Below are 12,178 nucleotides of genomic sequence, written 5' to 3'. Positions count from 1 at the left end.
ACGGGATGAAAAATGGAGGGCTGACAACACATGAAGCATGCGTCAACCGAACCGTTAACTGGTTAGAAAGTGCCAAAATCAGCGTTTCTTTTGCATTTACGGATTTATCGCTAATTTCACCTGCCCAAAAACATTCAAATTGCAACTATGTCAGCTAAGCGCGTCCTGATAGCCGAAGACAGTTCCGTTATCCAAAACCTGGCCCGCAAAATTCTTGAGTTCCAGAATTACGACATCACTGCCGTTAAAAACGGTGAACAAGTCCTTCAGATTCTGGATAAGGAAGATTTCAATATCCTGTTGTTAGACATTAACATGCCGATTATGGATGGTATGGAGTGTGTACGCCGGGTAAGAGCGTTGGCCGACGAGAAAAAAGCCGCTATTCCGGTGGTTGCCATTACCGGTAATGCCAAAAATTACACAGAAGAAGAATTCAAAACGGCTGGCTTCAACGATGTACTGGTGAAGCCCCTGAACTTTGACCGTCTGGTTGAAGTAGTGAACCAACTCACGGATAAATAATGAGTGAACGAATGAAAGAGTGAACGAGCGAGTCGCCGATACAGCGGTCCGCCCGTTCACTCTTTCGCTCTTTTTCTCTTTCACTCTGTATGCTTGTTACCCTCCTCGGCACCGGTACTTCTTCCGGGGTTCCGTTAATCGCTTGCGAGTGTGAAGTTTGTCGCTCGACCGATTTTCGGGATAAACGGTTACGCACCTCGATCCATCTGGCAATCGATGAGGTAAGTGTCGTTGTAGATACCGGCCCTGATTTTCGTCAGCAAATGCTGCGGATGGGATTGAAACGGCTGGATGCGGTGGTGTTTACCCATGAACACAAAGACCACACTGCCGGCCTTGACGAGGTACGGGCTTTTAATTTCCGGCAGAATCAGGAAATTCCCGTCTATGCCCGTGACCGGGTACTGGCGCAGCTTAAAAACGAGTTTGCCTACATCTTCGCCGAACACAAATACCCCGGCGTGCCCCATATTCAGCCACATGAGATTGATGATGAGCCGTTTGAGATTCGCGGTGTCCGGTTTACGCCCATCAATGTCATGCACCACAAACTGCCGGTTTATGGTTTCCGGGTGCACGATTTTACCTACCTGACCGACCTCAACTACATCTCAGACGAAGAGCTGGAAAAAGTATACGGCACCCGCGTGCTGGTGCTCGATGCGTTGCAGCGTCAGCCGCATATTTCGCATTTTACCCTCGACGAGGCCGTGGCCCTGGCCGAACGCATCCGCGCCGAACGGACGTATTTTACCCACATCAGCCACAAGCTGGGTACACACCGCGATGTGGAGAACGAATTGCCGCCCTACATCCGCCTTGGCTACGATGGCCTGCAGATTTCGCTGTAAACCAATCGGCTGAACAGACCGTTATGGGGGTATATAAACTGACCTGACCGGCTATGCCTGCTTATCCGATACAAACTACCCGTACATTTCCGGATCCGTTGCTGCACGCGTACCGGCAGCAAGGCGATCCGCCGGCCGATGCCCTGCTTGATACCCTGATTCAACGGCAGGGCCCAACCGCCCTGCGAACCCTGATGCCGTGGCTGACGACGGGTAAACAAACCGGCGATATGCCCTTTCCGGACCTGTTGGCTCCGTTCTTTGAGCAGCACCGGGAGCTCCCCGCCTGGGCCGATCCGGTCCGGATGAAGCAGGGAATGGCCGTTTTTGCGCAACACAGCCGTGCCGCTTCGCTTATCCTGGGGTGTTTTTCCTTACCGTACTGTTACCTTGGTGCCGATGGCGCCCAGGTGTTGTGGCTGACCGAACGCATCCGGCACGATACGACCCGCCGCCTCCAGGAAACCGGTGAATGGTTGTTTGCGGTGATGGATCCCAAAAACTGGCGTACAACCGAAGCCGTTGACCGGACCTTGCGTGTCCGCCTGATTCACGCTGCTTCGCGGTGGTTTGCGCAGCAGCATCCGGAGTGGAACATGGCCTGGGGGCTGCCGGTTAATCAGGAAGATATGGCAGGCACGAATCTGGCGTTTTCATACATTGTATTACTCGGATTGCGGGAAATGGGCATCCGCCTGAGCCGCGACGAGGAGGAGGCCTATCAACACCATGTCAACGTGGTCGGGTACCTCAACGGCGTGTCGGAAGCATTGCTGCCGCAGAATCTGCGGGAGGCGTTTCAGTTGGGACGCGCCATTGCGCGCCGGCAGTTCAAAGCGTCGGAAGCCGGGGCAGGCCTGACGCGGGCGTTACTACAGGCCATTGCTAAACAGGTAAATACTCCCGACAGCTGGAACCTCGCCGCGGGCGAAATGCGTTTCTTCCTGGGCGACGCCTATGCCGACATGCTGGGTATACCGGCCATACCGCTCGGCAAACGCGTGGCGGGTGTCGTCAACCGGCTGCCTTTATTCCAGACAGGATTACTATGATTTGCATGATTTTTGTGATTGGTAGTACGTCTGATTGGGATAATAAGGCAGGATAAGTATGAAGTTCCGGCGCTGTGTAACTTCGTGAGATTACTCTGTGTAACTCTGGGGTTGTTTATGCGTAGGCTTCTGTTCATCCTGTAAATCATATAATCCTGTCATTATTTACAACATTGATTTTTCAGTTAGAACCAATAGCGGCTTTGGCCACGGCTCCGGGCATAGGAGCCATCGCGGTGATCCGCGTATCGGGGGAAGGGTCCGTTGACCTGACCAACCGGATCTTCCGCGGAAAAGACTTAACGCAGCAAGCCAGCCATACGGCCCATTTCGGAACGTTGCGTACCCGCGAGGGAGCCATTATCGACGAAGTGCTGGTGACAGTATTTCGCGCGCCGAAGTCGTTTACCAAAGAAGATGTGGTCGAAATCTCGTGCCACGGCTCCGAATACATCATCCGGCAGATTTTGCAGCGCCTGACGCAGGAGGGCGCGCGCCTTGCCCGTCCGGGGGAGTTTACGCAGCGGGCGTTCCTGAACGGGCAGTTTGATCTGGTGCAGGCCGAAGCCGTTGCCGACCTGATTGCCTCCGACTCGGAAGCGAGTCACCGCACGGCCATGACCCAGCTGCGGGGCGGCTTTTCGAAAAAGCTGAAAGAACTCCGTCAGCAACTGATTGACTTTGTGGCGCTGGTAGAACTGGAGCTGGACTTCGGCGAAGAAGACGTTGAGTTTGCCAAACGCGATCAGCTCCGGACGCTGATGCTCAACATCCGGCAAGTGGTGCGGCCCTTGATTGAGTCGTTTGCGACGGGTAATGCCATCAAAAACGGGGTGCCGACGGTGATTATCGGCAAACCGAATGCCGGTAAGTCGACGCTGCTGAATGCATTGCTGAACGAAGAGAAAGCGATTGTATCGGACATTCCGGGGACGACCCGCGACGTGATTGAGGATGAGCTGTTTATCGAAGGCATCCGTTTCCGGCTGATCGACACGGCGGGGCTGCGACAAACAACGGATACCATCGAGGCCATCGGCGTAGAGCGGACCATGCAGCAACTCGACAAGGCGGCGCTGGCCATTTACCTGTTCGACGCGGCCGAAAACAGCGAAGCGGACATCCGCGCAGTGCAGGCCGACCTGCAGGTGCGCAACATCCCGTATTTGCTGGTGGCCAACAAAACCGACAAGCTCACCGAAGCGGCCCTCGCTGACTGGCAGGAGACTTTTGGCGACGATCTGGTGCAGCTACAGGCCAACACCGGTGCCGGGCTGGACGCGATGAAAACCCGCCTGACCGATTTTGTGAAGCGCGGCGCGACGCTTGCCGACACCACCCTGGTGACCAACGCCCGGCACATGGAGCACCTGACAGCCACCGACGACGCCATCAGCCGCGCCATCATCGGCCTCGACAGCGGCGTATCGGCCGACTGGCTGGCCATGGACCTTCGCATTGCCCTCCGCCACCTCGGCGAAATCACCGGCGAAATCACAACGAATGATTTACTGGACTCGATTTTCAGCAGGTTCTGTATCGGAAAGTAATTCCGTTTAACGTTAAAATAACGTCACATTGTAAAAGTGTATCAGGCCCCTAAAAAGGGCCTTTTTTGTTGTAGTGACGACGTTTTGGTAAATCATACTATTTGCTTAAAACTCTAAAATTTGTACCTTGGTTGTACCTAATGAGCTTGTTTTGCTACAATGCTCATTTTTTAGGCGAAATTATGCAACATGTAGCAACATACTGAAACTATTGGCAACATTCAGCAACACTTAATCTATGAGTTCTAACATAAGGGTAAAGCGGATATGTGAGTATTGCGGTAAAGAGTTTGAGGCCCGTACCACAGTCACAAAAACCTGTAGCGATGCTTGCGCCAAGCGGGCTTATAAAGCCAGAAAGAAGGCAGAAAGGATTGATGCCAGTAACGAGCATACGCGAAAGATTATAGAATACCCTATAGAGGTCATAAAGCAGAAAGACGGGCTTAACATTGCAGATGCCAGTAAGCTGTTAGGTGTAAGCCGTTGGACAATCTGGCGTAACATTAAGGCAGGTAATCTCAACGCCGGTAAAATCGGCCGTCGTACCGTCATACGGCGTGCCGATCTGGACAAGCTATTTAATCAGTCAACTATTCAACAGACTTCGGAGCCGGTAGCCGTATCGTTATCGGATTGCTACACGTTAAAGGAAGTACGGGAGAAATACGGGATTTCTGACAAAGCTCTTTCGGAATTGATACGGAGGAATGCTGTCCCTAAGCAATACAGTGGTATTTACGCCTATGTGCCTAGAGCTATCATTGATGAACTCTTTAATAGACCAACCCAGCCATGATAAAAGTTAAACTTCGTAAAAAGCCGATCACTGACGGCCGTAGTAGCCTCTACTTAGATTATTATCCGGCAATTCCACACCCTGACACCGGCAAGCCAACACGTCGGGAGTTTCTGGGTATGTATGTATTTGATAAGCCCAGAAAGATTTTAGACAAGGAACAAAACAAACAGATGCTAGAACTTGCTGAAACTATCAGGGCACAGAGGCAAATTGACGTACAAAAGGGCGCTTATGGGTTTCTTTCTGGTAAGCAGAAAGAAACGTGTTTTGTGAAGTACTTCGAAGAGCAGGCGGGAATGAAGACCGGCAGCAACGCTGATAACTGGCAATGTGCATTATTACACCTTAAAAATTTTGCTGGGTCATCGTTGAGGGTTGCAGACCTAACGGTAAAGAAATGTGAGGCGTTTCGGGATTATTTATTGACAACAGAAAGTAACAGAAACGAAAATAAGCTCTCGCAGAATACAGCACTTAGCTATTTCAACAAATTCAAGGCGGCGCTAAAGCAGGCATATAAAGACGGTTTGCTTAAGGATGACATTAACGCGAAGGTCAGTGGTATAAAATCGGAAGAAACTAACCGGGAGTATCTTACATTACAGGAATTACAGGCACTGGTCAAAACCGGTTTTTCGAAGAATCCGGAACTGGTAAAGGCCGCAATCTTTTCAGCCTTAACTGGTCTACGCTTCTCCGATATAACGCGGATTACTTGGGGGCAAATTCGACAGTTAGGGGAGGGTGAATACGCTATTCAGTTTACACAGCAAAAGACGAAAGGGGTAGAGCTTTTGCCCGTTTCAGCGCAAGCCGTCAGCATTTTAGGCAATCGTAAAGGGGACAATGAATGTATTATTCAGCGGTTGGACTACTCAACTAAGATAAACAACCACCTACGGTTATGGGCAAAAGAAGCAGGCATTAAAAAGCACCTCACATTCCACTGTTTTCGGCACACTTATGCGACGTTGCAGCTTACATTAGGTACCGATATTTACACAGTCTCAAAAATGTTAGGGCACCGTGAACTGAAAACAACACAGATATATGCAAAGATTGTAGATGAGAAAAAGCGAGAGGCAGCAAGTAGGATTAACTTGGATATTTAGAGGTTTAAGTGTTTGTTAGTCAGTTGTTTGTAGGCTTTTTGCGTGGGGTAAATATTTGAAGTTATCCGATGATTTTATGGTCTAAAATGCCGCAGAATTGTGAAAAAACCAATGCTTTTTCCGTCTTCTGCCAAGATGTAGAGGTGCTTGTAATGTAATATTGCATTGATGTTACATCAGATACTAAGACACGGCAAAATGATGAAAAAAGAAGGCGAAATCACAGTTGAAGAGGTAGTTGTTGCACTTTTCGCACTAAAGGAGTTTGTCCCTAAGATGGACCAAGTCATTAGCTTACTTTCTTTAGTCACCGAAAATGACAAAGAGTTAGATAAGCATTTCACTACAGAAGAGCTGTCTGATTATTTACCGGGAAAGCCCGCTGTTTCAACTCTAAGAAACAAATTTCAGCGGCGTGAAATACCAGGGCGGAAAGTAGGTAAGAGAATTGTCTTTCTCAAATCAGAAATCGACCAATGGTTGAAGGGTGAGCGGCCTGCCATGCAAGTAGAGCTTCAAGAGCAAGCGGAGGCCTACTTAAATAGTCGCCAAACTAAACGTAAAAAAAACGCTGCTCAGGTAGCATCGGGCCGTGCCTCCGTCAACCGGCGTAGAGCATGAGCCAAAGCAGAAGAGATTATCTTGAAATCGCAGTCTTCTTTTGGGCTATGGGCTTTCAGCGTAATGTTCGAACCAAGGTTCTTACTGATAAAGATGGTGGCATATTAGATGATAGGTATTGGGCGTCTATTGTCCTTGAGGCAAAAAATAAGTTTGGCTATGTGAGAGATATTGAGCGCACACTCTCAAGACTAAAAAAAATGGTGCCTGACTTTGATCCGGGAGAAGAGTTTTTTGAAAAGAATATTGGCTTGCGGCCATCGGGTACAATCCAACAGTTAGCCAATTGTTTTGAATTAAGCAACCCATTAGTGAAGCCATTTAATAGCCATGCCGAATTATTGCAGTATAGCTTCCGGAAATGGCTGACCGGACTTGTTGCATCTGTTTACGGAAAGCCTTCAGAGTTTACATTAGTACTGACAGATCACCCGTTTGCGATTGAGTTCTTTCAGTTGCTACTACCCAAGGAGCTGGCACGATATTGTACTGACACCAATCTTTGTTCTGGTAGAAGCGCCAAGCGGCATATGTGTGATAATATTTTGGTTTACGACTTCGACCTAAACCCGAATACAAATGCTAAACGTGCGCGATTTAACAGCCTTGCAACTAAAGATATGTTTACGTTCCGGAACCAGGGGCAATACTCTGACCGTAAGCGTTTAGCCGTTCTGGGCGGTATTGTGAGCAATGCACAATCCCTGGAGCGACTGCTCAACTATCCGGCATGCAATCGGCGAATTATTCCGGTTTATATTGATAATATAGACGAAGCTGCATTTAAGGCTATTGACAAAACAGCCCTGCTTATGGAAGCATTCCACGCATGGAAAGAAGAAACCTCAACACCCCTGTAGTACTTCAATAATTGCTTAAAAAACATGCTTTCCGGTATGGTCCTTAAAAACCGTACCCAGCTAAACTATTGCCTTTTATGAACGGTAAACAGCCATTTAATACACCGTTTGACGTGGAAATCCGTGGGTTTGACCCTGCCAAATTCGCTCAAAAATTGCCTGATAAAGGCAGAACCAGCCATAATGATCCAGACGGAAATATTGGCCTGATACAGGAGTTATTGGATCGGGAAGAAAGCCTTGCGCTGGCGGCAAGTAAACCGGTGGTTTTTACACCTCCGCTGATTAGCCGGAACGATACAGGTATCATTGGTAGAGGCACTATTAACATCATTCAGGGCGCCTATGGAAGTCATAAATCCCGGCTTGCGGAATTGTGGGCAGCGCTGATGCTGGCGGATAATCCAAGAGCCAAACACTTTCTTCAGTTTATAAGGGCTGAATTGGAGCGGTTTTGTGTATGCTATATTGACACCGAGCGCAACCAGAGTGAAGAACTACCATACGCTATCCAAAGCATCAAAGTGAATGCCGGCTTCCGGGTTGAAGACCGCCCGCCCGACTTTAGATTTACGTCTATTAAATCTGTCGAACGCAATCGCCGGTTTGATGCTATTGAAGGGTTTATTTCGGAAGTTAGAGACAGCACAAACCTTCACCTGTTTTGCCTGATTGATGTTGTCACTGACGCGGTTAGCGACTTCAATAATGCCACAGAATCTATGAGGCTGTTTGACTTTATCGGCAATCTCTGCGACCGTCATAATGCCACGTTTCTGCTGGTAATCCATCAGAATCCCGGCACAGACAAAGCCAGAGGTCATACGGGAACAGAAGCGGCTAATAAAGCAAGCACTATGCTTCAGATTGGTTATGAAAAGGATGCTAATGGAAATGATTCCGAATTGATTCGTCTTCGTTACTTAAAACTTAGGCGCGGGAAACGCCCTGATCCTCTTTACCTCCAATATAGTGAAGAAGCAAAAGGGCTTGTTTTAGCGGATAGTTCAGCCATATCAGCGCATATCAATCAGCGGAAGCAAAAAGCTGATATTGACGATATAACGGAACGATTAGTCAGCCTGCTCTCCGACGGGCGTATGCCTAAAAACAAAGTATGGGCCACGTTAGAAGCTGAATTCAATGCCAAGAATGCTACTATACGCAGCCGGCTAAAAGATATTATGATCCAAAAGCCGGTGATGTATAATGAGGAAGGGCAAGCGGTTCAGTTAGGGGATTTAACTGAAGGACGGGACCAGTTTTTTCAGTTAGTCATTCTGGATGATGAGGAAGGTGCTAACTGCTAAACCCCTTATATGGCCTTTAGCAGTTAGCACCTTCAAATAACCCTGCCAAAATCATTTTAGCACCTTTTTTAGCAGTATCAGCATGGCTACTTATCTGCCTGTTCACGATGTGTTAAATGTATCAGTTAGCTGCTTTGCCAACTATGATACGCCGGCAAATCCGGCGACTATAAGCCTATCAAAATGGCTGACTTCCGCCAAGTACAAATCTGAAGTTGAGCAATTACGTCAGATTGACGATAAAAGTATGCGCGACCGTATTAAGGGCAAGTTACCGGCAATTACACCCAGTGGTGTTTTTACTTACCGACAGGAATCATGTATGGTAGCCGGTAGCCATACGCGCTTAATCCAGTTTGATATTGATCCAAAAGACAACCCTGATATTCGTAATTATGAAGACCTGAAAACACAAATCAGTCATTTGCCATTTGTCGCGTATTGTGCCTTATCTGCTTCAGGAAAAGGATATTGGGGGTTAGTGCCGATAGCCGATATTGAAAAACACGGGCAGCATTTTGACGCCTTGAAACGGGTGTTTTCTTACTATGGAATTGCTATTGACTCAAAGCCGCGGAATGTTGCCAGTTTACGCGGGTATTCCTATGATCCCGCGCCCTATATACCTGAACAGGTTATGGTGTTTGAATTATATGACGCTCCTGAAGCTGCTAAGCCCCGTTTATTATCATTCAGCACTGATTCAGACGTCGAAAAACAGCGTGTAGAATGCTGTATAGACGAGCTGATCAAGCGCGGTGCGTATATAGGGGATAGTTACGGAGAGTGGTATGAGGTTGGCTGTGCACTAGCAAATTCATTTGGTGAAACCGGACGCGAATATTTTCACCTTATCAGTCAGAATTACCCCGGCTATCAGTCAGAGCAAACAGACAGGCAGTATACAGCTTGTTCGAAGGCCAAGTCAAAAGCGACACTAGGCACGTTTTTCTATCTATGTCAACGTCAGGGTATTGAATGGCGTGTTTTGGTCCCGCCAATTCAGCAGGTATACAACCAACTGACGATTTTACGCCAGTTCAAAGAAGACGATAATCATTCAGAAATCAATGAGTTTAAGGCCTCAGCTTACAATGAAGATTATCCTGTTTTCTGGGATAGCCAGCCCGACGAACGAACCCGCCTGGTACTTATTCCGCAATGGCCGGCAGAAATGACCGCGCAGCTTTACAAGCTTAAAACCATATCAATTTAAAACAGGACAAATACGATGGAAAGTAAACCACAGGAAACCAAGAAAAATCGGCGACCAACCAAATACAAACCGGAAAACGCTCAGTTAGCTTATCAACTCTGCCTGTTAGGGCTTACCGATAACGATATGGCGACATTCTTTGAAGTAACGGAGCAGACAATTAACAACTGGAAACAGAGTTTTCCTGAATTTTTTGAGTCCGTAAAAAAGGGGAAGATTGTAGCTGACGCGAACGTAGCAGCATCCCTGTATAAACGGGGTACCGGCTACGAATTCACGGAAGTAACTAACGAAGAAGACGAACAAGGCAGAACCCGTACCAAGGTTGTTCGTAAGCATATTCCGGCCGACACCACAGCCGCTATTTTCTGGCTTAAAAACCGTCAGCCTAAAGTCTGGCGTGATAAGCAGGAGATTAAGCTTTCAGGCTCTATTGCCGTCAATGATTTGCGGGACCTGACCGACGACGAATTAGCCAAACTCAAAGCGGATTTAGAGCGCCAGAACAACAATGAAGCCAATTAACCCGACACAAATACGGCTGGAACAGGTACAGCGGGAACAGGCACGACGTAGTTTTGTCTCCTTCGTGCCGTACCTGAAACCGGATTACGCCATGACGTGGTTTCATGAGATTATGGCGGGACAACTGGACGGCTTCGCCAAAGGGGAATTCAAAAAAATGATGGTCTTTGTTCCCCCTCAGCATGGCAAAAGCGAACTGTCAACCCGAAGTCTTCCCGCCTACCTGTTTGGCCGGAATAGCGCCCTTAAAATTGCGGTACTGTCGTATTCCGCCAGCAAGGCCAAGAAGTTCAACAGGGAGATTCAGGCACGGATAACAAGCAATGGCTACCGGGCCTTATTCCCTGAAGTCCGACTGGCGACCGCCAAAGACGAAGCGGCGACCCGTACCACTGAAGAGTTCGACGTTTTGGGCGACAAGGGTACGGGTTCGCTGAAGTCGGTCGGCCGTGGCGGGCCGCTTACCGGCGATCCGGTTGATGTGGCTATTCTTGATGACCTTTTAAAGGACCGCGAAGAAGCGCAAAGTCCGACTATTCGGGAAAAGGTCTGGGACTGGATCACCGACGTTGTAGAAACCCGTTTGCACAATCACAGCAGGGTACTTTATGTTACGACCCGTTGGGACGAAGACGATCCGGCAGGCCGCTGGCTTCAGCGCGATGGCGTTCGCAGCTCCGCCAATCCTGACGGGTGGGAGGTGGTTAAGTTTGCCGCGCTCCGGACAAACGATGTGCTGCCATACGACAACAGGCGGAAAGGCGAAGCCCTTTGGCCTGAACGCCACAGCAGGGAGCGTATAGAAGCAATCAAGCGCAATAGCCCGCTAACGTTCAATAGCCTGTATCAGCAGGACCCTAAGCCCAATGCTGAAAGCCTGATTTTCGGAGACTGGATAGAGGTTCCGGAAATGCCTGATTACTGTCAGAACTACTTTTACGGCGGTGACTTCGGCTTTACCAACGACCCAACGGCGCTGGTTGAAATCGGTATCTATGGCCGGAATCTTTACGTCAATGAGCTTATTTATCAAACCGGCCTGACAAATCCCGGCATACTGAGACTATGCAAGGCCCTTGGCGTTAATCCGAAGAGAGAAGCGTTCTGGGATAAGGCCGAACCCAAAAGCATTGCAGAGCTTCGCAGTAACTACTACACTGAAACCGGCGAAAGCTATTCCGGAATTAACGCCATTGAAACCATAAAGGGCGCTGGCTCTATCGTGGCGGGCATAAACAAGCTAAAGGACTATGTTGTGCACTATACCGCCAGTTCGCACAACATACGCAGGGAAAAGAACCTTTATCAGTGGATCATGCAGAACGGCAAGTCTACCAATGTGCCGATTGATGCCCACAACCATACGCTTGACGCCATTCGCGGGGCTGTGTATACAAAGTACTTCGAGCCGAAGGGTACGGCAAAAGCCCATCGTATACCGGTAAAAGTCGGGCGCTTCGGTCGCGGATCGCTCTAAAATTCAGGCATTTATTACTCAAATCTAACAGGCTTACTCACTTAGCCTGACACCCTCTTATTGTTTTTTTTTAATTCTAATCGTTTAAAATTATGTCACAAGAAACAGATCGCCTCATTTTCGAAATTGAAATTCGGGAAGGCGCCGCAAAGGAAAAGGCCAAAGCACTTCGTAAAGAAATTGAAGGCTTAAAGCAACAGAAAAAGGACCTTGACACCCTCAACAAAAACGGGGTGTTGTCGGCAGAATGATATGGTCCTAAAAATCCGGACACGAA

13 protein-coding genes are annotated in these 12,178 nt (G+C 48.5%); all 13 read left to right on the top strand.

Annotated elements, in window-relative coordinates; genetic code table 11:
• Window positions 1–147 precede the first annotated feature (147 nt).
• The 13 genes from BLX24_RS15890 (at window position 148) to BLX24_RS32735 (ending at window position 12,152) form a co-directional block, all read left to right on the top strand.
• Complete coding sequence (locus BLX24_RS15890) at window positions 148–525, top strand: response regulator (RefSeq protein ID WP_071504163.1); 378 nt, start codon at window positions 148–150, stop codon at window positions 523–525.
• A gap of 89 nt (window positions 526–614) precedes the next feature.
• Entirely contained in the window at window positions 615–1,376 is a 762-nt protein-coding gene (locus BLX24_RS15885; RefSeq protein ID WP_071504162.1) for an MBL fold metallo-hydrolase, read from the top strand.
• A gap of 53 nt (window positions 1,377–1,429) precedes the next feature.
• On the top strand, window positions 1,430–2,428 hold the full coding sequence (locus tag BLX24_RS15880) for an oxygenase MpaB family protein (RefSeq protein WP_071504161.1): 999 nt from the start codon (window positions 1,430–1,432) through the stop codon (window positions 2,426–2,428).
• 176 nt (window positions 2,429–2,604) lie between these two features.
• A complete protein-coding gene (gene mnmE, locus BLX24_RS15875) occupies window positions 2,605–3,978 on the top strand; it encodes a tRNA uridine-5-carboxymethylaminomethyl(34) synthesis GTPase MnmE (RefSeq protein WP_071504341.1) in 1,374 nt (457 codons plus the stop codon).
• A gap of 238 nt (window positions 3,979–4,216) precedes the next feature.
• Entirely contained in the window at window positions 4,217–4,777 is a 561-nt protein-coding gene (locus BLX24_RS15870; RefSeq protein WP_071504160.1) for a helix-turn-helix domain-containing protein, read from the top strand.
• Window positions 4,774–5,892 carry a site-specific integrase gene (locus tag BLX24_RS15865; RefSeq protein WP_071504159.1) on the top strand — a complete coding sequence of 373 codons (1,119 nt, stop codon included), beginning with the start codon at window positions 4,774–4,776 and terminating at the stop codon, window positions 5,890–5,892. Before BLX24_RS15870 ends, BLX24_RS15865 begins: the two co-directional genes overlap by 4 nt.
• 198 nt (window positions 5,893–6,090) lie before the next feature.
• Window positions 6,091–6,513, top strand: coding sequence for a helix-turn-helix domain-containing protein (locus BLX24_RS15860; RefSeq protein ID WP_177225856.1), 423 nt, complete (start codon window positions 6,091–6,093; stop codon window positions 6,511–6,513).
• On the top strand, window positions 6,510–7,373 hold the full coding sequence (locus BLX24_RS15855; protein WP_071504157.1) for a hypothetical protein: 864 nt from the start codon (window positions 6,510–6,512) through the stop codon (window positions 7,371–7,373). Before BLX24_RS15860 ends, BLX24_RS15855 begins: the two co-directional genes overlap by 4 nt.
• A 77-nt stretch (window positions 7,374–7,450) precedes the next feature.
• Window positions 7,451–8,683 carry a P-loop NTPase family protein gene (locus BLX24_RS15850; RefSeq protein WP_071504156.1) on the top strand — a complete coding sequence of 411 codons (1,233 nt, stop codon included), beginning with the start codon at window positions 7,451–7,453 and terminating at the stop codon, window positions 8,681–8,683.
• 82 nt (window positions 8,684–8,765) lie between these two features.
• Complete coding sequence (locus BLX24_RS15845; protein ID WP_071504155.1) at window positions 8,766–9,899, top strand: PriCT-2 domain-containing protein; 1,134 nt, start codon at window positions 8,766–8,768, stop codon at window positions 9,897–9,899.
• A 15-nt stretch (window positions 9,900–9,914) separates the two neighbouring features.
• Window positions 9,915–10,424, top strand: a complete 510-nt coding sequence (locus BLX24_RS15840; protein ID WP_071504154.1) for a hypothetical protein — start codon at window positions 9,915–9,917, stop codon at window positions 10,422–10,424.
• Window positions 10,411–11,901 carry a terminase large subunit gene (locus tag BLX24_RS15835; protein ID WP_071504153.1) on the top strand — a complete coding sequence of 497 codons (1,491 nt, stop codon included), beginning with the start codon at window positions 10,411–10,413 and terminating at the stop codon, window positions 11,899–11,901. The genes BLX24_RS15840 and BLX24_RS15835 overlap by 14 nt, the downstream gene beginning before the upstream one ends.
• Window positions 11,902–11,993: 92 nt before the next feature.
• Window positions 11,994–12,152, top strand: coding sequence for a hypothetical protein (locus BLX24_RS32735; RefSeq protein WP_177225855.1), 159 nt, complete (start codon window positions 11,994–11,996; stop codon window positions 12,150–12,152).
• The last annotated feature ends 26 nt before the right edge of the window (window positions 12,153–12,178 follow it).

Origin of the sequence: Arsenicibacter rosenii, assembly GCF_001870735.1 — a bacterium.
GTDB lineage: Bacteria > Bacteroidota > Bacteroidia > Cytophagales > Spirosomataceae > Arsenicibacter > Arsenicibacter rosenii.
Note: the sequence above shows the minus strand (reverse complement) of the source record. Positions and strands in the feature narration are given on the sequence as shown.